Origin of the sequence: Streptomyces sp. NPDC048584, from assembly GCF_043199595.1 — a bacterium.
Taxonomy (GTDB): Bacteria; Actinomycetota; Actinomycetes; order Streptomycetales; family Streptomycetaceae; genus Streptomyces; species Streptomyces edwardsiae.
Genome location: NZ_JBICWF010000001.1, coordinates 645,678 through 666,830 on the forward strand (window position 1 = coordinate 645,678; position 21,153 = coordinate 666,830).

Here is a 21,153-nt window from a genome sequence, read left to right on the forward strand (position 1 = left end):
GCTCCGGAGGTCGCTGTTTCGCATATTTGCAGGGTCTTCCTCTTCAGGGCGGGTCGGCTGCCGTAGCATCCGGGTACGGGTCACCCCAACTGCTCCACGGTCAACGCTCGGACCAACGGACGCAGTTGACTCGTCTCGGGAGGGCATCATGAAGCATCGCGGCAGACACCGCCGGCGCAGGCGGGGCAGGGCGCTGCGGGCCACGCTGGCCGGAACCGCCCTCGCGCTGACGGCGGCGGCCACCATGATCAGCGCCTCCCAGGCCACCGACGCCGACGACCCGGGGGCGCTGAAGCCGCTCACCGCGTCCACCGCGACCGCGCCGCTGCGGCTGACCGAGCACCCGGTGCCGGGCGACGCGCTCGACCGGCTGTCCAAGGGAATGGGCAAACCGGTGGGGGTCGCCTCCCTGCTCGCCGATCCCGACGGTTCACTCGGCGGGGCGGAGGACTGTACGGACGACGACCGGCGGGCCCTGCCGGTCGAACCCGCCGCGACGCACGCCTACTGCTGGCCCGGCGCGGACACCGACGGCTGGCGGTCCGGCGCGGTCACCACGTCCGGGGACGCGGACGACGACGGCCGCTGGGGCGAGAACCGGGTGGTCCTCTCGGGCTGGAGCCGCAGCACCGGCACTCCGGCCGAGGACGGGCTCGCCCGCGTCGCCTTCGTGGACGCCGCCGATCCGGACGACCTCCGCTACACATGGGCCCTGCTGGCCGTTCCGGTGGACGGCGGCCGTGACTACCGCGGTCTCGGCTCCACTGTGTCCGGCATGGTCTGGTACCAGGACAAGCTGCTGGTCACCGCCGGTCCGGCGGACGACAGCGCGCTGTATGTGTACGACGTGGACCGGTTCCAGCGGGTGACGGCGGACGGGACGAAGGTCGGCCGGGTGCCCGGCGGCTGGTCGGCGGCCGGTGCGGCGAAGTACGTACTGCCGGCCGTCGCCTCCTACCGGACGAACGGGGCGGGGGCGCCCCGGCCCGGCGGGATCTCCCTGGACCGCAGCACCGCGCCCCACAGCCTGGTCGCGTACGAGGCGATGCCCGCGGACGAGAACGGGCCGACCCGGCTGTGGCGGTACGACTTCACCGGCGAGCCGCAGCGGGCGGGACTGCTCGACACCGATCCGGTCGGGGTGTACGAGACGGAGCTGACCGGGGTGCGCGGCGTACTGTCGTACGGGTCGGGCTGGTATCTGGGCCGGATGACCGGGACGCCGGAGGAGCGCGGCACGCTGTGGCGGCAGGACTCGGACGGTGCCCGTCCCACCCGGTGCGGCGCGGACGAGACGCACCGCTGCTGGAGCGGACCGCCGGCCGCGATGTCGTACTGGCGGGAGACCGGCGAGGTGTGGTCCCAGTCCGGCCGGATGCTGTTCACGCTGCCGCTCGTCTCGGTGGACCGGTCCCTCGACCGGTAGACAGGCGTTCGACAGAAGCTCGTACCGGATGGTTCCCTTTCCGGCATGACGACCATCTCCGTGACCACCTGGTCCCTGGAGCAGACCGCGCCCACCGACCTCCGTCCGGCCACCGTGCCCGACGGGGACGTGCGGGTCGTCCGCTCCGAGGTGCCCTCCCCCGAGTTCAGCCGGTTCCTGTACGCCTCGGTCGGCGGGGACATCCGCTGGACCGACCGGCTGGGCTGGACATACGCGCGGTGGCTGGAGCATCTGGACCGGCCCGAGGTGGAGACCTGGGTCGCCTACGACCGCGGGACGCCGGCCGGGTACATGGAGCTGGAGGCCCAGGCGGACGGGGTCGTCGAGATCGTCTACTTCGGGCTGCTGCCCGCCTTCCGGGGACGGCGCATCGGCGGCCATCTGCTGTCCTACGGCACCGCCCGCGCCTGGGACATCGCGGAACGCCTGCCGGGGCCGAAGCCGACCACGCGGGTGTGGCTGCACACCTGCAGCAAGGACGGCGAACACGCCCTGGACAACTACCGGCGCCGCGGCTTCGCCCTGTTCGACACCAAGGTCGAGGACGAGCCCGAGGTGCCGGCGCCCGGACCCTGGGCCGGGGCCTACCCCGCCTGACCAGCAGCGACAAGAGCGCCTGCGGCGCTTGTGACCAAGCACACCCTTGTCTCGTTCTCCGAGACAAGGGTGTCCGCATCTCGGACGATGCTGGACTGTGTCCAGAACGCCATGACACGCTTCCGTCATGTCTGGAACTGGAATCGCCTTGGTGAGTCGGCGGCACGTCGACCTCGGCCGCATGTCCAGCGCCATCTGTCCGGCGCGCTGAGAGCACCCAGCACCCCCGGCATCCCCTTCTTCGTCTCCCTCCCCGCGCAATGACGCGCACTCAGCTCAGTGCGCACGTATGCGCAGGTCAGAGCCGTACGTTTCCGTCTGTCCCGAAGGGCATATCAACCATGGCCGCCACCCCGCAGAATCCTGCCGCCGCGCAGAAGCCTGCCGCCGCGACTCCCCGCCGCAAGGTGAGCCGTCACCGCGGGGAGGGACAGTGGGCCGTGGGGCACCTGACCCCGCTCAACGGCGCCGAGCAGTTCAAGAAGGACGACGACGGTCTCAATGTGCGGACACGCATTGAGACGGTCTACTCCAAGCGCGGCTTCGACTCCATCGACCCCAACGACCTGCGCGGGCGCTTCCGTTGGTGGGGCCTCTACACCCAGCGCCGCCAGGGCATCGACGGCGGCCGTACCGGGATGCTGGAGCCGGAGGAGCTCGAGGACAAGTACTTCATGATGCGTGTGCGCATCACCGGCGGCCGGCTCACCACCGAGCAGCTGCGGGCGATCGGCGAGGTCTCCGAGTCGTACGCGCGCGGCACCGCCGACATCACCGACCGGCAGAACATCCAGTTCCACTGGGTGCGCATCGAGGACGTGCCCGCCATCTGGGAGCGCCTGGAGTCCGTCGGCCTGTCCACCACGGAGGCGTGCGGCGACTGCCCGCGCGGCATGCTCGGCTCCCCGGTCGCCGGGGTCGCCGAGGACGAGATCATCGACGGCACGGCGGCGCTGGACGAGATCGCCCGCCGCTACATCGGCGACCCGCGCTTCTCCAACCTGCCGCGCAAGTACAAGACGGCCGTCTCCGGCTCCCCGCTGCTCGACGTCGCCCACGAGATCAACGACATCTCCTTCGTCGGCGTGGTCCACCCCGAGCACGGGCCCGGCTTCGACCTGTGGGTCGGCGGCGGTCTGTCCACCAACCCCAAGTTCGGTGTGCGGCTGGGCGCCTGGGTGCCCGAGTCGGACGTGCCGGACGTGTGGGAGGCCGTGACGTCCGTCTTCCGTGACTACGGCTACCGGCGGCTGCGCAACCGCGCCCGGCTGAAGTTCCTGATCGCCGACTGGGGCGCGGAGAAGTTCCGCCAGGTCGTGGAGGACGAGTACCTGGGCCGCAAGCTGATCGACGGGCCCGCCGTCGAGATGCCGGCGCAGCGCTGGCGCGACCACATCGGCGTGCACCGGCAGAAGGACGGCCGCTTCTACGTCGGTTTCGCCCCGCGGGTCGGCCGGATGGACGGCTCGCTGCTCACCAAGGTCGCCGCGCTGGCCGAGGACCACGGATCGGGCCGGGTCTCCACCACCGTCGAGCAGAAGATGATCGTCCTCGACGTTCCGCAGGACCGGGTCGACTCCCTGGTCGACGGGCTGGAGGCGCTGGACCTCAGGGTCAGCCCCTCCCCGTTCCGGCGCGGCACGATGGCCTGCACGGGCATCGAGTTCTGCAAGCTCGCCATCGTCGAGACCAAGGAACGCGGCAGCGACCTGATCGACGAACTCGAGCGCCGGCTCCCCGGCTTCGACGAGCCGCTCACCATCAACATCAACGGCTGCCCGAACGCCTGTGCCCGCATCCAGACCGCGGACATCGGTCTCAAGGGCCAGCTGGTCACCGACGACGAGGGCAAGCAGGTCGGCGGCTACCAGGTCCACCTGGGCGGCGCGCTCGGCCTGGAGCCGTCGTTCGGGCGCAAGGTACGTGGTCTGAAGGTGACGTCGGACGAACTGCCCGACTACATCGAGCGGGTGCTGCAGCGTTTCCAGGAGGAGCGCGAGGACGGCGAGCGCTTCGCGGCCTGGGTCGGGCGGGCTTCCGAGGAGGCCCTGTCATGAGCGAGCGCGCGGCGCCGTTCTACTGCCCCTACTGCGGGGACGAGGACCTGCGGCCCGGCGAGCAGGGCCACGGGACGTGGGAATGCCGTGCGTGCAATCGGGGCTTTCAGCTGAAGTTCACGGGGCTGCTGGCCCGCGGGCTCGAGCGATCCGACACGGGAGGGGACCGGGCATGACGGCGGTTCAGGAAGGGCGCACCACCGAGGAGTTGAAGGCGCTGGCCGAGCGGGCGGGCCGGGACCTGGAGGACGCCTCCGCCCTGGAGATCCTGCGGTGGGCCGCCGAGACGTTCGGCGAGCGGTTCTGTGTGACCTCCTCGATGGAGGACGCGGTGGTCGCCCACCTCGCCTCCCGCGCCATGCCCGGCGTCGACGTCGTGTTCCTCGACACCGGCTACCACTTCCCGGAGACCATCGGCACCCGGGACGCCGTGGGGGCCGTGATGGACGTCAACCTCATCACGCTGACCCCGCGGCAGTCGGTCGCCGAGCAGGACGCGGAGTACGGCCCGAAGCTGCACGACCGCGACCCCGACCTGTGCTGCAAGCTGCGCAAGGTGCGGCCGCTTGAGGAGGGTCTGAAGGGCTATACGGCCTGGGCGACCGGCCTGCGCCGCGACGAGTCCCCCACCCGGGCGAACACCCCGGTCGTCGGCTGGGACGAGAAGCGGCGCAAGGTGAAGATCTCTCCCATCGCCAGGTGGTCGCAGGAGGACGTGCAGGCGTACGTCGACGAGCACGGCGTCCTCACCAACCCGCTGCTGATGGACGGCTACGCCTCCGTGGGCTGCGCGCCCTGCACCCGCCGGGTGCTGGAGGGCGAGGACGCCCGCGCCGGACGCTGGGCGGGCCGCGCCAAGACCGAGTGCGGGCTGCACGGCTGACATGACGACGACCACAGAGATCCAGGAGAACGACGTGACGACCGGAGCCACCGTCTGGCTCACGGGTCTGCCGAGTGCGGGCAAGACCACCATCGCCCACGAGCTGGCCGGCCGGCTGCGCGAGCGGGGCAGCCGCGTCGAGGTGCTCGACGGCGACGAGATCCGCGAGTTCCTCTCCGCGGGCCTCGGCTTCGGCCGCGAGGACCGGCACACCAACGTGCAGCGCATCGGCTTCGTCGCCGAACTGCTCGCCCGCAACGGCGTCGTCGCGCTCGTCCCGGTCATCGCCCCGTACGCGGACAGCCGGGACGCGGTCCGTAAGCGGCACGAGGCGAACGGCACGCCGTACGTCGAGGTGCATGTGGCGACCCCGGTCGAGGTGTGCTCCGTACGCGATGTGAAGGGTCTGTACGCCAAGCAGGCCGCGGGTGAACTCACCGGGCTGACCGGTGTGGACGACCCGTACGAGGAGCCCGAGACTCCCGATCTGCGAATCGAGTCCCAGAACCAGACCGTGCAGGAGTCCGCGGCGTCCGTGTACGCGGCGCTCAGCGAAAGGGGACTGGCATGACGACCGTCGCCACCGTGAAGGAGGGCACGGACAGCCCGTACGCCCTCTCCCACCTGGACGCCCTCGAGTCCGAGGCCGTGCACATCTTCCGCGAGGTGGCGGGCGAGTTCGAGAAGCCGGTGATCCTCTTCTCCGGCGGCAAGGACTCCATCCTCATGCTGCATCTGGCGCTGAAGGCGTTCGCGCCCGCGCCGGTGCCGTTCTCGCTGCTGCACGTGGACACCGGGCACAACTTCCCCGAGGTCCTCGACTACCGGGACCGTACGGTCGCGCGGCACGGGCTGCGGCTGCATGTCGCCTCCGTGCAGGACTACATCGACCGCGGGGCGCTCAAGGAGCGTCCGGACGGCACCCGCAACCCGCTGCAGACCGTGCCGCTCACCGAGAAGATCCAGAGCGAGCGGTTCGACGCCGTGTTCGGCGGCGGGCGCCGCGACGAGGAGAAGGCCCGCGCGAAGGAGCGGGTGTTCTCCCTGCGCGACGAGTTCTCCCAGTGGGACCCGCGCCGTCAGCGGCCCGAGCTGTGGAACCTGTACAACGGCCGGCACGCGCCCGGTGAGCACGTCCGGGTGTTCCCGCTGTCCAACTGGACCGAGCTGGACGTGTGGCAGTACATCGCCCGCGAGCGCATCGAACTCCCGCAGATCTACTACGCGCACGAGCGGGAGGTGTTCAGCCGTTCCGGCATGTGGCTGACCGCCGGTGAGTGGGGCGGCCCGAAGGACGGCGAGAGCGTCGAGAAGCGTCTGGTGCGCTACCGCACCGTGGGCGACATGTCCTGCACCGGCGCGGTGGACTCCGACGCCGACACCATCGAGAAGGTGATCACCGAGATCGCCGCCTCCCGGCTCACCGAGCGCGGTGCCACCCGCGCCGACGACAAGCTCTCCGAGGCCGCGATGGAAGACCGCAAGCGCGAGGGGTACTTCTAGACATGAGCACCATCACCACCGAGGAGCTCGCGGCCACCACGCTGCTGCGGTTCGCCACCGCCGGTTCCGTCGACGACGGCAAGTCCACCCTGGTGGGCCGGCTGCTGCACGACTCCAAGTCGGTCCTCACCGACCAACTGGAGGCCGTGGAGCGGGCGTCGGCGAACCGGGGCCAGGATACGCCCGACCTCGCGCTGCTCACCGACGGACTGCGGGCCGAGCGGGAGCAGGGCATCACCATCGACGTGGCGTACCGCTACTTCGCCACGCCCCGGCGCCGGTTCATCCTCGCCGACACCCCCGGCCATGTGCAGTACACGCGGAACATGGTCACCGGCGCCTCCACGGCCGAGCTGACGGTGATCCTGGTCGACGCCCGCAACGGTGTCGTCGAGCAGACCCGCCGGCACGCGGCGATCGCCGCCCTGCTGCGTGTCCCGCACGTCGTCCTCGCCGTCAACAAGATGGACCTGGTCGACTACCGGGAGCCGGTGTTCGCCGGGATCGCCGAGGAGTTCACGGCGTACGCGACCGAGCTGGGCGTCCCCGAGGTCACCGCGATCCCGATCTCCGCACTGGTCGGGGACAACGTGGTGGAGCCGTCCGCGCACATGGACTGGTACGGCGGGCCGACCGTGCTGGAGCACCTGGAGACCGTCCCGGTCAGCCACGACCTGGCGCACTGCCACGCCCGGCTGCCCGTGCAGTACGTGATCCGGCCGCAGAGCGCCGAGCACCCCGACTACCGCGGCTACGCGGGCCAGATCGCCGCCGGCACCTTCCGGGTGGGTGACCCGGTGACCGTGCTGCCGTCCGGGCGGACGACGACGGTCACGGGGATCGATCTGCTGGGCGAGCCGGTCGAGGCGGCCTGGACCCCGCAGTCGGTGACCCTGCTGCTCGCCGACGACATCGACATCTCCCGCGGCGACCTCCTCGTCCCCAGCAAGGACGCGCCGGCCACCACACAGGACGTCGAGGCCACCGTCTGCCATGTCGCCGACCAGCCGCTGACCGTCGGGCACCGGGTGCTGCTCAAGCACGGCACCCGCACCGTCAAGGCGATCGTGAAGGACATCCCGTCCCGGCTGACGCTGGACGATCTGTCGCTGCACCCGCACCCGGGCTCGCTGAACGCCAACGACATCGGCCGGGTGAAGATCCGTACCGCCGAGCCGCTGCCCGCCGACTCCTACGCGGACTCGCGGCGCACCGGTTCGTTCATCCTGATCGACCCCAGCGACGGCACCACGCTCACCGCCGGCATGGTCGGTGAGTCGTTCGCCGCACCGGAGCCCGTCAAGGACGCGGCCGAGGACGACGGGTGGGACTTCTGAGCATGAACTCTCCCGATTTCTACTCCGAGTTCGCGAAGGAGGGCGGCCGCGTCGGCAGCGGCACCCTCGGCAGCGGGCAGGGCGGGGTCGACCGATGTGTGCGCTGACGTACGCGCACCGCATGCGCGCCCTCACCCCCCACCGCCGTAGACGAAAACCTGCCGACTTCCCGGCCACGGCCTGATCAGACCAGGACCGTGACCGCCGGGCCTCCGAGAGGACCACCTCCCGTGCCTGCACCAACCGCCCTGCGCCGTACCCTCGCGGTGATAGCCGCGCTGCCACTGCTCACCCTGGCCGCCTGCGGCTACGGATCCCAGGCCGAGGACGACGGCTCCGCGAAGGTCGCCGCCGGGGCGAAGAAGATCGACGGACTCGACTCCGTCAGGATCGGCTACTTCGGCAACCTCACCCACGGCACCGCCCTGGTGGGCAACCAGAAGGGCCTGTTCCAGAAGGCACTCGGCGCCACTCAGGCGAAGTACGCCGTCTTCAACGCGGGGCCGTCGGAGATCGAGGCGCTCAACTCCGGTTCCATCGACATCGGCTTCATCGGCCCGTCGCCGTCCGTCAACGGCTACGCCAAGTCCGGCGGCAAGAACCTGCGCATCATCTCCGGTTCGGCGTCCGGCGGGGTGAGCCTCGTGGTGAACCCGGACAGGATCACGTCCCTGAAGGACGTCAAGGGCAAGCGGATCGCCACCCCGCAGCTCGGCAACACCCAGGACGTGGCGTTCCTCAACTGGGTGGCCGAGCAGGGCTGGAAGGTCGACGCGCAGAGCGGCAAGGGCGATGTCACGGTCGTCCGCAGCGACAACAAGGTCACCCCGGACGCGTTCAGGGCCGGGTCGGTCGACGGCGCCTGGGTGCCGGAGCCGACCGCCGCGAAGCTGGTCGCGCAGGGCGGCAAGGTGCTGCTGGACGAGGCGACGCTGTGGCCGGACGAGAAGTTCGTGATCACGAACATCATCGTGCGCCAGCAGTTCCTGAAGGACCACCCGAAGGCCGTCGAGGCGGTACTGAAGGCGTCCGTCGAGGCGAACAGGTGGATCAACGCCAACCCGGACGAGGCGAAGGCCGTCGCCAACAAGCAGCTGGAGGCCGACTCCGGCAAGGCACTGCCCGCCGAGGTGCTCGACCCGGCGTGGAAGTCGATCAGGTTCATCGACGACCCGCTGGCCGCGACCCTCGACTCGCAGGCGGAGCACGCCGTGAAGGCCGGTCTGCTGGAACAGCCCGACCTCGACGGCATCTACGACCTCACGCTGCTCAACAAGGTTCTCAAGGCCGCCGGTGAACCGGTCGTCGACGACGCCGGTCTCGGCGTCGAGTAAGTCCGGATTCCGATGAGTTCCCAGGAGGTGACGACCATGGCCACGACCCTCGCCAAGGCCGCCGACGGCACCCTGGCGGCCACGCACGCCGCCCGGATCGAGCATGTCTCGAAGTCGTTCGCGGGCCCCGCCGGACAGCAGCTCGTGCTGGACGACATCAGCCTCGATGTCGCGCCCGGTGAGTTCGTCACCCTCCTGGGTGCCTCGGGCTGTGGCAAGTCCACGCTGCTCAACCTGGTCGCGGGGCTCGACCGACCGTCGGCCGGCACGATCGGCACGGACGGCCGGCCGGCCCTGATGTTCCAGGAGCATGCCCTGTTCCCGTGGCTGACCGCGGGAAAGAACATCGAACTCGCCCTGAAGCTGCGTGGAGTCCAGAAGAACGAACGCCGTGAGCGGGCCGAGGAGCTGCTCGAGCTCGTGCGGCTGAAGGGCGCGTACGGCAAGCGGGTGCACGAGCTGTCCGGCGGTATGCGTCAGCGGGTGGCGCTGGCGCGGGCGATCGCCCAGGACAGCCGGCTGCTGCTGATGGACGAGCCGTTCGCGGCGCTGGACGCCATCACGCGGGATGTGCTGCACGACGAACTGACCCGGATCTGGCGTGAGACGCGGCTGTCCGTCCTGTTCGTCACGCACAACGTGCGCGAGGCGGTGCGGCTCGCGCAGCGGGTGGTGCTGTTGTCCTCCCGTCCGGGGCGGATCGCCCGCGAGTGGACGGTCGGCATCCCGCATCCGCGCCGTATCGAGGACACCGCCGTGGCGGAACTGTCCGTAGAGATCACCGAAGAGCTCCGGGGGGAGATCCGCCGTCATGGCCAGCACTGAGACGACCGCGAAGGACCGGGACGGGGGCGACCTCGCCGGTCTGGAGGCGGGGCTCGACGCACTGGAGACGGTGCAGACCGGCCGCAAGCCGTTCCGGCAGACCTTCGTGGAGAAGATCCTGCCGCCGGTCATCGCCATCGCGCTGGTGCTGGCGGTGTGGCAGGCCCTGGTCTCCTTCAAGATCGTCGACGATCCGACCAAGCTGCCCTCGCCGGGCGCGGTGTGGGACGTCGTCCGGGACGCGTGGCTGCGGGGCGACCTGCTCGGCTACATCTGGACCAGTGTGTCGCGCGGTCTGCTGGGCTTCTTCTTCGCGCTGCTGATCGGTACCCCGCTGGGGCTGCTGGTGGCGCGGGTGAAGTTCGTGCGCGCGGCGATCGGGCCGATCCTGTCCGGCCTGCAGTCGCTGCCGTCGGTGGCGTGGGTGCCGCCGGCGGTGATCTGGCTGGGTCTGAACAACCAGATGATGTACGCCGTCATCCTGCTCGGCGCGGTCCCCTCGATCGCCAACGGCCTGGTCTCGGGCGTCGACCAGGTGCCCCCGCTGTTCCTGCGCGCCGGGCGGACGCTGGGCGCGACGGGGCTGAAGGGCACCTGGCACATCGTGCTGCCGGCCGCGCTGCCGGGCTATGTGGCGGGGCTGAAGCAGGGCTGGGCGTTCTCCTGGCGTTCGCTGATGGCCGCGGAGATCATCGCCTCGTTCCCGGACCTCGGTGTGGGCCTCGGCCAGCTGCTGGAGAACGGCCGCAACGCCAGCGACATGGCCATGGTCTTCGAGGCCATCCTGCTGATCCTGACCGTCGGTATCGCCATCGATCTGCTGATCTTCAGCCCGCTCGAGCGGTGGGTGCTGCGCAGCCGCGGTCTGCTGGTGAAGAGCTGAGGCACTGAGGGAGCTGAAGGGCATCATGCGCCGTCCGGTACTTCTCGTCGTCGCCCACGGCAGCCGCGATCCGCGGCACGCCGCGACCGTGCACGCCCTGGTGCGACGGGTGCGGGCGCTGCGGCCCGGGCTGCGCGTGGAGACCGGGTTCCTGGACTTCAACATCCCCTCCGTCAAAGGGGTGCTGGAGTCCCTGGACGCGGAGGGCGTCCGCGATGTGGTCGCCCTTCCGCTGCTGCTGACCCGCGCCTTCCACGCCAAGGCGGACATCCCGGCGGTCCTGGCGGAGGCACCCCCGCGGCTGCGGATCCGGCAGGCCGAGGTGCTCGGCCCCTCCCCGCTGCTGCTCACCGCCCTGGAGCGGCGGCTGTACGAGGCAGGCCTCACGCCCGCCGACAAGTCCTCGACCGGGGTCGTCCTGGCCTCGGCGGGGTCCTCCGACCCGGAGGCGATCGCAGTGATCGCAGCAATCGCGCGGGAGTGGCGGCACACCGGTTGGTGCGCCGTGCGGCCTGCGTTCGCCTCCGCATCCCTCCCCCGCACCGAGCAGGCGGTACGCGAACTCCGCGCGCTCGGCTGCACACGCGTCGCCGTCGCCCCGTACGTCCTGGCCCCGGGCTTCCTCCCGGACCGGATCGCCAGGGGCGCGGCGGACGCGGACGTCCTCGCGGACGTCCTCGGCCCGTCCCCGGAGGTGGCCCGGCTCCTGCTGGACCGCTACGACGCGGCACGGGTACCGGTACTGGCCGCGGTGGGCGCCTGACCGGTCAGCGGGTGCGGAACGGCGCGCCCTGCCGGCAGCAGAGGCGCCGTCCCCGCCCGGTGTCAGCCATCGGTGAGCTCCGCCAGTTTGCGTACGGTGTTCCAGTTGCGGCTGGTGGCGATGACGCCCTTGTTGAGGCGGGGCTTGGAGAGGTGTACGGCGAGTTTGGACCGGCCGAGACCTTCGGGGGCGTAGAGGTAGAGGGCACGGTCGCCGAGGCGGAACTCCTCGGGCAGGTAGGCCTGTTGGTCGATCTCGACGAAGCGGTCGGGGGCGACCGGGGTCGAGAAGTAGGTGACGTGGAGCTGCTTGGGCTCCAACTCGGCGGCTGAGAAAGGGCATTGCTCGACCACCGCGCTCAGATAGGCGTGGTCGCGCACGATCACGTCCACGGCGAAGCCGAAGTGCCGCTCGATCGCCGCCGCCAACCCGTCGGCCAATGACCGCTCGTCGCCCTGCTCCGAGGTGAACACCGCCTGCCCGCTCTGCAGATGGGTGCGCACCCCCTGATGGCCGAGGCCTTCCATCAGGGTGCGCAGTTCGGCCATCGGGACTTTCCTGCTGCCGGCCACATTGATCCCGCGCAGCAGCGCCGCGTATCTCGTCTCCATGCCGCCCACCCTAGGACGGCCGGTGTACCTCGTGGGGGTGACGCACACCCTGATCACCGCCCCCGACATCCCGGATACATGTAGGGGCCCGCTGTCCTCCCCAGTGGGGAGGAGGTGAACTCCGATCGGATGAGGCCGGCGCTGTCGGCTTCACCGGACAGCACGACGAGCTGGGCTTATCCGGCCCATACCTTCGAAAGGTCAGGTGGCGGCAGGGGGTCGCTGCCGAACACGAGGGAGCGAGCCCGTCATGGGGAACGGAGAATCACGGGTGCGGGGCCTCGCCGCACGGGCCGGCGGCTGGAGCGCCCGGCACCGCTGGGCGGCCGTCGGCATCTGGGTGCTGTTCGTCGTGCTGGCGATGGGACTCGGTTCCGCCGCGGGCCGGGTCGACGTCGGCGACAGCGATCAGCTCAAGGGTGAGACCCACACCGCCGCCCGCATCATCGAGGACGCCGGTATCGAGGAGCCGGCCAGTGAGACCGTACTGATCCAGGCGAAGGACGACAGCGGTCCGAGGGCCACGGACGCCGCGTTCAGGGCGGCGGTCGACGCGGTCGTCGCGGCCGTGGAGAAGACCGGCGAGGTCACGGACGTCACCTCGCCGTACGAGAGCGACACCATCTCGAAGGACGGGCGCAGCGCGCTGGTCCAGTTCGATGTGCGCGGCGACTCGGACACGGCCGGTGAGCGGGTCGAACCGGTGCTGAACGCGGTCGCGGACGCTCAGCAGGACCACGAGTCGCTGCGGATCGAGGAGATCGGCGGCGCCAGCATGATGAAGACGTTCGACGACGCGTTCGGCGACGACTTCAAGAAGGCCGAGTACTCCGCGGTGCCGGTCGCCCTCGGCATCCTGCTGATCGCGTTCGGCGCGCTGGTGGCGGCGCTGCTGCCGGTGGCGCTGGCAATCACCGCGATCATGGCGACGATGGGGCTGATGGGCCTGGTCAGCCACTTCCAGCCGATGAGCGACACCGCGAACTCGGTGATGCTGCTGGTCGGCCTGGCCGTCGGTGTCGACTACTGCCTGTTCTATCTGCGCCGTGAGCGTGAGGAGCGTGCGGCCGGACGGGACGCCCGGACGGCGCTGCGGATCGCCGCGGCGACCAGTGGCCGCGCGATCGTCGTCTCCGGTGTCACGGTGTGTGTCGCCATGGCGGGCATGCTGTTCACCGGTCTCGCCGAGTTCGAGGCGATGGGGCTGGCCTCGCTGATGGTCGTGGCGGTCGCCATGGTCGGTTCGGTCACCGTCCTGCCCGCGCTGCTGTCGCTGCTGGGCGAGCGGGTCGAGAAGGGCCGCATGCCGTTCCTGCGCCGGCGGCGCACGAGCGGCAGTACGGAGAGCCGGTTCTGGAGTGCCGTACTGAAGCGGGTGCTCGCCAAGCCGGTGCTCGCCGTCGTGGTGGCCACGGGCGCTCTGCTCGCGGTGGCCGCTCCCGCGATCGGGATGAAGACGCAGAACCTCACCCTCGACCAGGAGTTCGGTGACTCGCTGCCGATCGTGCAGACGTACAACCGGGTCAACGACGCCTTCCCGGGCGGCTCCGAGCCGGCCGAGGTGGTCGTCGCGGCCGACGACATCAACGCGCCCGAGGTGAAGGCCGCGCTCGCCGAGTTCCGTGAGCGGGCGGTCAGCTCGGGGGCCTCGCGCGGGCCGGTCGAGATCAAGCTGCACGACCAGCAGAACGTCGCGTTCGTCTACGTCCCGCTGGTGGGCGGCTCCGACCAGGACAGGGCGGGCGAGAGCCTGGAGCTTCTGCGTGACGAGGTACGGCCGGCCACGCTCGGCGAGGTCGACGGTCTCGAGGCGCCGATCACCGGGCAGGTCGCCGGGAACAAGGACTTCAACGACCAGCTGGTCGGCTCCGTGGTCCCGGTCTTCGCGTTCGTGGTGGTCTTCGCCTTCCTGGTGATGCTGCTGTCGTTCCGCTCACTGACGGTCGCGATCACCTCGATCGTGCTGAACCTGCTGTCGGTGGGGGCGGCGTACGGGATTCTCGTGGCGGTGTTCCAGCACGGGTGGGGCGCGTCCCTGGTGGGGGCGGAGGGGGTCGGCGCGATCATCACGTGGCTGCCGCTGTTCCTGTTCGTGATCCTGTTCGGCCTGTCGACGGACTACCACGTGTTCGTGGTCTCCCGGATCCGTGAGGCGCGGCTGCGGGGGCGGTCGACGCGGGACGCCGTCCAGCACGGTGTGGTCACCACGGCCGGTGTGGTCACCAGCGCCGCGATCATCATGGTCGCCGTGTTCGGGATCTTCGGAACGCTGTCGATGCAGTCGATGAAGCAGATGGGGGTCGGTCTGGCGGCGGCTGTGCTGATCGACGCGACGATCATCCGGGGGGTGCTGCTGCCGGCGGTGATGTCTCTGCTGGGTGAGCGCAATTGGTACCTGCCGAAGTGGCTGCACCGCATGCCGGACCTGACCCACGACGAAACGCCGGAGGCGGTGGTGGCGGCGGCGCCGTCGTCGTCACGGGACGAGGGTGACCGCGTACCGGTGTGATCCGCTGCCTGCGGTGGGCCCGGCGGTTCCTCCGCCGGGCCCTTGCCACGTCCACGGCCGTCCGCACGGCACCGCGCGCCTGCGGGCAACTGTCCGCACCACTGCGGGCAATCGTGCCGCAGGGCGGCACGGGTGGGCGCAGTTGGCGCGGCGCGACTGCCCGCAGGGGGCGTGAGGCCGTTGCCCGCAGGGGGTGCGGGGCTGCTGCCCGCAGGGGGCGTGGGGCCGTTGCCCGCAGGGGGCGCGGGGCTGCTGCCCGCAGGGGGAGCGGGGCTGCTGCCCGCAGGGGGTGCGGCTATGCCGGCAGTTCCGCCTCGATCAGGTCTGCCGCTCGGTGTGTGCCGCCCTCCGCCGCCATCTCCGTCCGGATGGACTTCAGGCGGGTGGCGACCTCCGGGGAGTTCAGCAGGGTGAGGGCCGCGGCCCTCAGCGCCTCCGCGCTCGCCTCGGACGACGGAACGTGCCGCGCCACCCCCAACCCCTCCAGCATCTCCGCGTTGCCGAACTGGTCCACGGCCTGCGGTACGGCGATCATCGGAGTGGCCGTGGCCAGCCCCTCCTGGCTGCCGCCGGCCCCGGCGTGCGTGACGAACAGATCCGCCTGCTTCAGGATGGCGAGCTGCGGCACCCAGGACCGCACCTCCACGTTCCCCGGTACGTCCCCGAGTTCGGCGACAGCGACGTGCTTGCCGACCTGAAGCACCACATACCACCCCGGCAGCTCACCGAACGCCTTCACACACTCCCGGTAGAACGCCGGCTGCTTCGTGAAGGACGATCCCAGCGACACAAGGACCACCTTCTCGGCCCCGGCCGGCCGCTCCCAGATGCCCTCGGCGCCCCGGTCCCCCTGGCACGCCCCCACGAACGAGTACACGCTCTCGTCGACCCGGTCGGCGTTGGGCTGAAGCGCCTTCGGGATCAGCACGATCGACCGGGCCGGCCGGCCGGTGAACGGATCGGGATGCTCGGTGATCCCGTTCTCCGCCAGCCACGCCCGGAAGCGGGCGTAGTACGCCTGCCCCCGCTCGGTCTTCAGCGGCCCCTCCCACATCGGCTCCGCCACCTCCTGCTCGTATCCCTCCCAGGCGACGAGGTTCGGCGAGAGGGACACCGCCGGCACACCCCAGCGACGGGCGAGCACCCGCGCCGGATAGGAGGTGATGTCGTGCAGCACGAGGTCGGGCGTGTCCCCCTCGTACGCCGAGATGAGCTGCGGAAGCGCCTGGACGGCGTCCGCGAGGAACGGCTCCACGTTGTCCAGCAGCGTGGAACCCCAGGCCTCCGGATCGTCGTCGGGCCCCGGCAGCGTGCTGTTCCACAGCTTGGGCTCGGCACCGGTCTCGGCGACCTTCTCCGCGAACAGCGGCGGAATCGCGTACGTGACCCGGTGGCCGCGCGCCACGAGCTCGCGGATCACCTCGAGGCTCGGGTTCACGTGCCCGTGGGCGGCGATGGAGAACATGGCGATGTGAGCGGGACTGGTCATGCCCCGACCTTAAGCGAGACGATACGTATCGTGCAATCGACATTTCGGTGTATCGCTCAGCGCTGGTAGCGGGCCAGCACCAGATTCCCGTCCTCCTCCAGCCGCCGGCGCAGCTCCTCGAGACCGATCGCCCCGCTGTAGTACTCCTGGAACGCCGGGGTCGCCACCTTGTCCTTCCATTCGGGATAGCCGCGTACGGTCTGCGCGGGGGCGGGCCGCAGATGCGCGGCGAGTGCCGTGCCGGTGGCCCAGCCGTGTTCGGCGGTGTGCAGGGCGGGGTCGGCGAGGGCCCGGCCGCCGGTGGGGAGCATCCAGTCGCCGAGGGCGAGACGGACCATGTTCTCCGGCCGGAGCAGGAAGTCGAGGAAGGCGGCGGCCTCCTTCTTGTGCGGGCAGTCCTCGGCGATGGAGAGGGTCTGTGGGCTGACGCCCTGGGTGAGTCCGTCCGCGCCGGCCGGGGCGGGCAGCACCTGCCAGTCGAAGCCCTCGGGTGCCTGCTGGACGATCTGCTGCCGGTAGGAGAAGCCGAGCGGCACCATCGCGTACTTTCCGGCGAAGAAGCCGGGCAGGGTGTCGGAGCCGCCGCTGCCGAGCGTGGTGGAGGAGGCGCTGCCGTCGGTGTTCACCTGGTCGTGGACGGTGCGCGGGACGACCTCGTCGCCCTCCTCGAACCGCACGGTCACCTTGCCGTCGTCGCCCCGGTGGAAGAGCCGTCCGCCGGCGGAGAGGGAGAGGTTGAGGGTGGCGGAGACGGGTTCCTTGAGCGGCCAGGCGACACCGTACGTCCCGTCGCCGCTCAGTTCGTCCGTCACCTGCCGGAACTCCGCCCAGCTCCAGGGGTGTTCCGGTGACGGGATCCGGACGCCGGACTTCTTCAGGAGTGCCGCGTTGGCGATCAGCACCCGCGGCTCCTGGAGGAAGGGCACGCCGTACACACCCCCGTCGAAGGTGACGGTCTCCCAACTGCGCGCGGGAATATCGGACTTCAACCGCTCCGGCAGCAGCCCGGTCAGGTCGGCCAGATAACCGCCGTACGCGAAGTCGGCGAGGTCGTCGGAGGCGTCGTGGACGATGTCGGGGGCCTCGCCGCCCTCGAAGGAGGTGAGCAGCTGGTCGTGGACGCTGTCCCAGCTGCCCTGGACGTACTCCACCCGGATGTCGGGGTGCGCGGCGTTCCACTCCTCGACCAGCTCCCTGTTGGCGTCGACCGACTCCTTCTGCCAGGCCAGGGACAGGAAACGCAGGGTGATCCGGCTGTCGTCGCGGGTGCCGCCGGCGGAGCAGCCCGTCAGGAGCAGGGCGACGGCGAGGGCCGCCCCGAGGATTCTGGTCCGCATCAGCTCTTCACCGCCCCGGCGAGCATGCCGCCCGTGATCCGCCGCTGGATGATCGCGAAGACGACCAGGGAGGGCAGCGTCGCGAGGAACGCGGCGGCCGCCAGCGGGCCGAGGTCGGCGACTCCCTCGGCGCCGATGAAGTGGGTGAGGACGACCGGCAGGGTCTGTCTCTCGGGGGTCTTGAGCAGGACGAGGGCGAAGAAGAACTCGTTCCACGCCGTGATGAACGCGAACAGCGCCGTCGCCACGATCCCCGGAGCGAGCAGCGGGGCGGTGACCGACACCAGGGTCCGCAGCCGCCCGGCCCCGTCGACCGCCGCCGCCTCCTCCAGCTCGGCCGGCACGGCACGGACGTATCCGGTCAGCATCCACAGGGCGAAGGGGAGCGCCCAGACGACGTAGACCATCACCAGCCCGGACACGGAGTCGATCAGCCGCAGGTTCTTCAGCACCAGGAACAGCGGGATGATCAGCAGCACGAACGGGAACGCCTGGCTGACCACCACCCAGCCGGACGCGGCCCGGGCGAGCGCGCCGCGCCGGCGGGCCATGACGTACGCCATCGGGGTGGCGATGACGACGGCGACGACGGCCGCCGACAGCGCGGCGGTCAGGGAGTTGAGGGCGGCGCGCAGCAGCGGCTGTTCGTCGAAGGCCTGACGGAAGTTGGCGAGGGTGGGGTCGCGGGGGATCCAGGCCGGGTGCAGACTCCCCAGTTCGGTCGCCGGTTTGAACGCCGTCGAGACCAGCCAGAGGAACGGGAAGGCCAGGAAGACGAGATACGCCAGCAGTGCGGCGTACTGTCCTGCGCGGGCGCGTCGACGGGTCCTCATACCTTGTCACCTCCCCGGAGCCGTCCGGCGAGGAAGACGGCCAGCGCGACCGAGATGGCGGCGACCATGACGCAGCCCATCGCCGCCGCGTAGCCGAACTGTCCGTAGCGGAAGGCCTCTTCGTAGGCGAAGAGCATGGGCAGCCGGGTGCGTCCGCCGGGGCCGCCGTTGGTGAGGACGTAGACCAGGGCGAAGGAGTTGAAGTTCCAGATCAGGTTGAGCGCGGTGATGGCGAGGGCGATGGGGCGGATGGCGGGCCAGGTGACCGTGCGGAAGCGGCGCCAGGGGCCGGCGCCGTCCACCGCCGCCGCCTCGTGCAGTTCGCGCGGGGTGTTCTGCAGCCCGGCGAGCAGGGCGACCGTGGTCTGGGGCATGCCGGCCCACACGCCCACGACGATCACGGCGGGCAGGGCGGTGGCGAGTCCGCTGAGCCAGTCGCGGCCGTCGCCGAGACCGAGGTCGCGCAAGGTCTCGTTGAGGACGCCGGCGTCCGGGTTGTAGACGATGCGCCACATCACACCGACGACCACCTCGGGCATCGCCCAGGGGACGATCGCGAGGGCGCGGGCCGCCCAGCGCAGCCTCAGGTCCTGGTGGAGCAGCAGGGCGAGGCCCAGGGCGAGCAGAAACTGCGGCACCGTCACCCCGACGGCCCACACCAGGCCGATGCGGAACGACTCCCAGAACAGCGTGTCGTGCAGCAGGTCCTGGAAGTTGAGGGTGCCGATCCACCGGGTGGGTTCGGTGCGGCCCGACTGGGCGTCGGTGAAGGCCAGCAGGACGCCGTAGAGGAGCGGGCCGACGCTGAGGACCAGGATCGGGATCAGGGCGGGCAGCACCAGGAACCACGGCCCGTGGTCGGGAGCGCGTCCCGGTGGGCGGCCCGGGCCGGGCGCGTGGGGCGCCGGCCTCCTCGCCTCGGTCACCGATGTCACGGAATCAGCCCCTTTGCGCGGCGCGGGTGGGCCAGATCATGTTCGTGAAGGGGGTCTGCCTCGTCAAGGGACCGCGCACACCGGCCGACCTGTGCGAATGCGACACTGACCGGCGGATGGCCGGATCACGGCGGTCGGACGAGGGTCGGACACGGAGGCGGACGGATGGACGAGGCACGGGCACGGGACGTACTCGCGGCGGCGGGAGTGCTGCCCGGTGCGGCGGTGGACGCGCGGCTGCTCGCCCTCGGCGAGAACGCGGTGTTCGCCGCCGGTGACCTGGTCGTCAAGGTGGGCCGGGACGTCGAGTTGCTGGACCGGGCCCGCCGGGAGCTGGCCGTCGCGGGCTGGCTGGCGGCTGAGGGCGTGCCGGCGGTACGGGCGGCGAGGCCGGAGGCGCTGCTGGTCGACGGGCACCCGGTGACGGTGTGGCACCGGCTCCCCGAGGCCGTACGGCCCGCCGAACCCCGGGATCTGGCCCGACTGCTGCGGCTGGTCCACGCACTGCCCGCTCCCCCCTTCGTCCTGCCGCCCCGCGAACTGCTGGGCGGTGTGGAGCGCTGGCTGCGGCTGGCGGGCGACACCGTCGCCCCGGAGGACGCCGCCTATCTGCGCGAGCGCCGGGACGGATTCGCGGCGGCCGCGGCCGCGCTGACGCCCCGGCTGGCTCCGGGGCCCATCCACGGCGACGCGCTGCCCCGCAATGTGCACATCGGACCGGACGGGCCGGTCCTGGTCGACATGGAGACCTTCTCGTCCGATCTGCGCGAGCACGACCTGGTGGTCATGGCCCTCTCCCACGACCGCTACGGGCTGCCGGACGAGGCGTACACGTCCTTCACCGACACCTACGGCTGGGATGTGCGTACCTGGGAGGGCTGCTCGGTGCTGCGCGGCGCGCGGGAGACCGCCAGCTGTGCCTGGGTCGCCCAGCACGCGCCGGGCAATCCCAGGGCGCTGGCCGAGTTCGAACGGCGGGTGGCGTCCCTGCGGGACGGGGACGAGTCGGTGCGCTGGTATCCCTTCTGACCGGGACCGGGACCGGGACCGGAGCGGCGTCCGCCGGTCAGACCCGCTCCCCCGCCAGTTCCCGCAGCGGCCAGGCGCCGTCGACCAGCGCGGTGGCGTCGCCCTTGCGGCGCAGGAAGCTCTGGAAGTCCGCCGCCCAGGCCGCGTACCACTCGATCTGGCGGAGGTGCAGTTCCGCCGGGGTGAGGGCCGCGACCTTGGGGTGGCGGCCGGCTATCGCACAGGCCAGCCGGGCAGCCGCGAGGGCGTCGGCGGTCGCGTCGTGCGCGGTGCCGAGGACCACGCCGTACTCCGCGCAGACGGCTTCGAGATTGCGCTTGCCCCGGCGGTAGCGGTCGACGGCGCGGTCGATCGTGTACGGGTCGATGACCGGGGCGGGGTCGATGCCGCCCAGGCGGTCGCGCAGGGACGGCAGTCCGTACCGCCGCAGTTCGGCGGAGAGCAGGGTCAGGTCGAAGGCCGCGTTGTAGGCGACGACCGGGACGCCCGCCTTCCAGTGGTCGGTGAGGACGCCGGCGATGGCGTCGGCGACCTGGTCGGCGGGGCGGCCCTCCGCGGCCGCCCGTTCGTTGCTGATGCCGTGGACCGCGACCGCGTCCTCCGGGATCGGTACGCCCGGGTCGGCCAGCCACTCCCTGCGGCCCAGCGGCTCGCCCGCCCTGACCTCGATCACGGCCCCCGTGACGATCCGTGCCTCGCGCGGATCGGTACCCGTCGTCTCCAGGTCGAAGCCGATCAGCGGCTCCCGGTGCCAGCCCATGGGCTGCCCCCCTTCTGTGTG

At 71.0% G+C, this 21,153-nt stretch carries 21 protein-coding genes; 15 read left to right on the forward strand and 6 right to left on the reverse strand.

Annotation, left to right across the window (positions count from 1 at the left end; translation table 11 throughout):
- The first annotated feature begins 148 nt into the window (after positions 1-148).
- From ACGFR9_RS02750 to ACGFR9_RS02810, 13 genes are all read left to right on the forward strand, one after another.
- Positions 149-1,426, forward strand: a complete 1,278-nt coding sequence (locus ACGFR9_RS02750; protein WP_393202237.1) for a hypothetical protein — start codon at positions 149-151, stop codon at positions 1,424-1,426.
- Between the two features lie 45 nt (positions 1,427-1,471).
- Entirely contained in the window at positions 1,472-2,044 is a 573-nt protein-coding gene (locus ACGFR9_RS02755; protein ID WP_393202239.1) for a GNAT family N-acetyltransferase, read from the forward strand.
- A 127-nt stretch (positions 2,045-2,171) separates the two neighbouring features.
- Complete coding sequence (locus ACGFR9_RS02760; protein WP_310591794.1) at positions 2,172-2,255, forward strand: putative leader peptide; 84 nt, start codon at positions 2,172-2,174, stop codon at positions 2,253-2,255.
- Positions 2,256-2,385: 130 nt separating this feature from the next.
- Positions 2,386-4,101, forward strand: a complete 1,716-nt coding sequence (locus ACGFR9_RS02765) for a nitrite/sulfite reductase (protein ID WP_393202241.1) — start codon at positions 2,386-2,388, stop codon at positions 4,099-4,101.
- Positions 4,098-4,277 carry a hypothetical protein gene (locus tag ACGFR9_RS02770; RefSeq protein ID WP_393202243.1) on the forward strand — a complete coding sequence of 60 codons (180 nt, stop codon included), beginning with the start codon at positions 4,098-4,100 and terminating at the stop codon, positions 4,275-4,277. The genes ACGFR9_RS02765 and ACGFR9_RS02770 overlap by 4 nt, the downstream gene beginning before the upstream one ends.
- Complete coding sequence (locus ACGFR9_RS02775) at positions 4,274-4,984, forward strand: phosphoadenylyl-sulfate reductase (RefSeq protein ID WP_393202245.1); 711 nt, start codon at positions 4,274-4,276, stop codon at positions 4,982-4,984. Before ACGFR9_RS02770 ends, ACGFR9_RS02775 begins: the two co-directional genes overlap by 4 nt.
- Before the next feature lie 34 nt (positions 4,985-5,018).
- The gene (gene cysC, locus ACGFR9_RS02780; RefSeq protein WP_393202764.1) at positions 5,019-5,555 is read left to right on the forward strand and encodes an adenylyl-sulfate kinase; all 537 of its coding nucleotides are present in this window, start codon (positions 5,019-5,021) and stop codon (positions 5,553-5,555) included.
- Positions 5,552-6,487 (forward strand): sulfate adenylyltransferase subunit CysD, encoded by a 936-nt coding sequence (gene cysD / locus ACGFR9_RS02785; RefSeq protein ID WP_393202247.1) that lies wholly within the window; start codon positions 5,552-5,554, stop codon positions 6,485-6,487. The genes cysC and cysD overlap by 4 nt, the downstream gene beginning before the upstream one ends.
- 2 nt (positions 6,488-6,489) lie before the next feature.
- Complete coding sequence (locus ACGFR9_RS02790; RefSeq protein WP_393202249.1) at positions 6,490-7,824, forward strand: sulfate adenylyltransferase subunit 1; 1,335 nt, start codon at positions 6,490-6,492, stop codon at positions 7,822-7,824.
- Between the two features lie 230 nt (positions 7,825-8,054).
- Complete coding sequence (locus ACGFR9_RS02795) at positions 8,055-9,158, forward strand: aliphatic sulfonate ABC transporter substrate-binding protein (protein ID WP_393202251.1); 1,104 nt, start codon at positions 8,055-8,057, stop codon at positions 9,156-9,158.
- Positions 9,159-9,194: 36 nt separating this feature from the next.
- Complete coding sequence (locus ACGFR9_RS02800; protein WP_030212410.1) at positions 9,195-9,983, forward strand: ABC transporter ATP-binding protein; 789 nt, start codon at positions 9,195-9,197, stop codon at positions 9,981-9,983.
- Entirely contained in the window at positions 9,970-10,866 is an 897-nt protein-coding gene (locus ACGFR9_RS02805) for an ABC transporter permease (RefSeq protein ID WP_030212412.1), read from the forward strand. Before ACGFR9_RS02800 ends, ACGFR9_RS02805 begins: the two co-directional genes overlap by 14 nt.
- A gap of 25 nt (positions 10,867-10,891) precedes the next feature.
- Positions 10,892-11,629 (forward strand): sirohydrochlorin chelatase, encoded by a 738-nt coding sequence (locus ACGFR9_RS02810; protein WP_393202254.1) that lies wholly within the window; start codon positions 10,892-10,894, stop codon positions 11,627-11,629.
- Between the two features lie 62 nt (positions 11,630-11,691).
- Here the strand turns inward: ACGFR9_RS02810 and ACGFR9_RS02815 are convergent, their stop codons facing one another.
- Positions 11,692-12,240: a DUF1697 domain-containing protein gene (locus ACGFR9_RS02815; RefSeq protein ID WP_393202256.1), complete on the reverse strand. Its 549-nt coding sequence runs from the start codon at positions 12,238-12,240 to the stop codon at positions 11,692-11,694.
- Positions 12,241-12,490: 250 nt separating this feature from the next.
- Here ACGFR9_RS02815 and ACGFR9_RS02820 point away from each other — a divergent pair, with 250 nt between their 5' ends.
- Positions 12,491-14,749: an MMPL family transporter gene (locus ACGFR9_RS02820; RefSeq protein ID WP_393202258.1), complete on the forward strand. Its 2,259-nt coding sequence runs from the start codon at positions 12,491-12,493 to the stop codon at positions 14,747-14,749.
- Between the two features lie 295 nt (positions 14,750-15,044).
- On the opposite strand, the gene mgt is transcribed toward ACGFR9_RS02820, so the two are convergent.
- The 4 genes from mgt to ACGFR9_RS02840 are packed head-to-tail and all read right to left on the reverse strand — an operon-like array spanning position 15,045 to position 19,343.
- On the reverse strand, positions 15,045-16,238 hold the full coding sequence (mgt, locus tag ACGFR9_RS02825; RefSeq protein WP_393202260.1) for a macrolide-inactivating glycosyltransferase: 1,194 nt from the start codon (positions 16,236-16,238) through the stop codon (positions 15,045-15,047).
- A 56-nt stretch (positions 16,239-16,294) separates the two neighbouring features.
- Positions 16,295-17,575 carry an ABC transporter substrate-binding protein gene (locus ACGFR9_RS02830; RefSeq protein WP_393202262.1) on the reverse strand — a complete coding sequence of 427 codons (1,281 nt, stop codon included), beginning with the start codon at positions 17,573-17,575 and terminating at the stop codon, positions 16,295-16,297.
- Positions 17,575-18,408, reverse strand: a complete 834-nt coding sequence (locus ACGFR9_RS02835) for a carbohydrate ABC transporter permease (RefSeq protein ID WP_393202264.1) — start codon at positions 18,406-18,408, stop codon at positions 17,575-17,577. Before ACGFR9_RS02835 ends, ACGFR9_RS02830 begins: the two co-directional genes overlap by 1 nt.
- Positions 18,405-19,343, reverse strand: a complete 939-nt coding sequence (locus ACGFR9_RS02840) for a carbohydrate ABC transporter permease (protein WP_393202266.1) — start codon at positions 19,341-19,343, stop codon at positions 18,405-18,407. Before ACGFR9_RS02840 ends, ACGFR9_RS02835 begins: the two co-directional genes overlap by 4 nt.
- Positions 19,344-19,508: 165 nt before the next feature.
- On the opposite strand from ACGFR9_RS02840, the gene ACGFR9_RS02845 reads away from it, so the two are divergent.
- Positions 19,509-20,372: a phosphotransferase gene (locus tag ACGFR9_RS02845; protein WP_393202268.1), complete on the forward strand. Its 864-nt coding sequence runs from the start codon at positions 19,509-19,511 to the stop codon at positions 20,370-20,372.
- Positions 20,373-20,409: 37 nt separating this feature from the next.
- On the opposite strand, the gene ACGFR9_RS02850 is transcribed toward ACGFR9_RS02845, so the two are convergent.
- The gene (locus tag ACGFR9_RS02850; protein ID WP_393202270.1) at positions 20,410-21,132 is read right to left on the reverse strand and encodes a 3'-5' exonuclease; all 723 of its coding nucleotides are present in this window, start codon (positions 21,130-21,132) and stop codon (positions 20,410-20,412) included.
- Between the last annotated feature and the right edge of the window lie 21 nt (positions 21,133-21,153).

Bases quoted from the DNA above. Each gene is read 5' to 3' on its own strand.
- ACGFR9_RS02750 (WP_393202237.1), top strand. From the start codon at position 149: ATGAAGCATCGCGGCAGACACCGCCGGCGCAGGCGGGGCAGGGCGCTG.
- ACGFR9_RS02755 (WP_393202239.1), top strand. From the start codon at position 1,472: ATGACGACCATCTCCGTGACCACCTGGTCCCTGGAGCAGACCGCGCCC.
- ACGFR9_RS02760 (WP_310591794.1), top strand. From the start codon at position 2,172: ATGTCTGGAACTGGAATCGCCTTGGTGAGTCGGCGGCACGTCGACCTC.
- ACGFR9_RS02765 (WP_393202241.1), top strand. From the start codon at position 2,386: ATGGCCGCCACCCCGCAGAATCCTGCCGCCGCGCAGAAGCCTGCCGCC.
- ACGFR9_RS02770 (WP_393202243.1), top strand. From the start codon at position 4,098: ATGAGCGAGCGCGCGGCGCCGTTCTACTGCCCCTACTGCGGGGACGAG.
- ACGFR9_RS02775 (WP_393202245.1), top strand. From the start codon at position 4,274: ATGACGGCGGTTCAGGAAGGGCGCACCACCGAGGAGTTGAAGGCGCTG.
- cysD (WP_393202247.1), top strand. From the start codon at position 5,552: ATGACGACCGTCGCCACCGTGAAGGAGGGCACGGACAGCCCGTACGCC.
- ACGFR9_RS02790 (WP_393202249.1), top strand. From the start codon at position 6,490: ATGAGCACCATCACCACCGAGGAGCTCGCGGCCACCACGCTGCTGCGG.
- ACGFR9_RS02800 (WP_030212410.1), top strand. From the start codon at position 9,195: ATGGCCACGACCCTCGCCAAGGCCGCCGACGGCACCCTGGCGGCCACG.
- ACGFR9_RS02805 (WP_030212412.1), top strand. From the start codon at position 9,970: ATGGCCAGCACTGAGACGACCGCGAAGGACCGGGACGGGGGCGACCTC.
- ACGFR9_RS02810 (WP_393202254.1), top strand. From the start codon at position 10,892: ATGCGCCGTCCGGTACTTCTCGTCGTCGCCCACGGCAGCCGCGATCCG.
- ACGFR9_RS02815 (WP_393202256.1), bottom strand. From the start codon at position 12,240: ATGGAGACGAGATACGCGGCGCTGCTGCGCGGGATCAATGTGGCCGGC.
- ACGFR9_RS02820 (WP_393202258.1), top strand. From the start codon at position 12,491: ATGGGGAACGGAGAATCACGGGTGCGGGGCCTCGCCGCACGGGCCGGC.
- mgt (WP_393202260.1), bottom strand. From the start codon at position 16,238: ATGACCAGTCCCGCTCACATCGCCATGTTCTCCATCGCCGCCCACGGG.
- ACGFR9_RS02830 (WP_393202262.1), bottom strand. From the start codon at position 17,575: ATGCGGACCAGAATCCTCGGGGCGGCCCTCGCCGTCGCCCTGCTCCTG.
- ACGFR9_RS02835 (WP_393202264.1), bottom strand. From the start codon at position 18,408: ATGAGGACCCGTCGACGCGCCCGCGCAGGACAGTACGCCGCACTGCTG.
- ACGFR9_RS02845 (WP_393202268.1), top strand. From the start codon at position 19,509: ATGGACGAGGCACGGGCACGGGACGTACTCGCGGCGGCGGGAGTGCTG.
- ACGFR9_RS02850 (WP_393202270.1), bottom strand. From the start codon at position 21,132: ATGGGCTGGCACCGGGAGCCGCTGATCGGCTTCGACCTGGAGACGACG.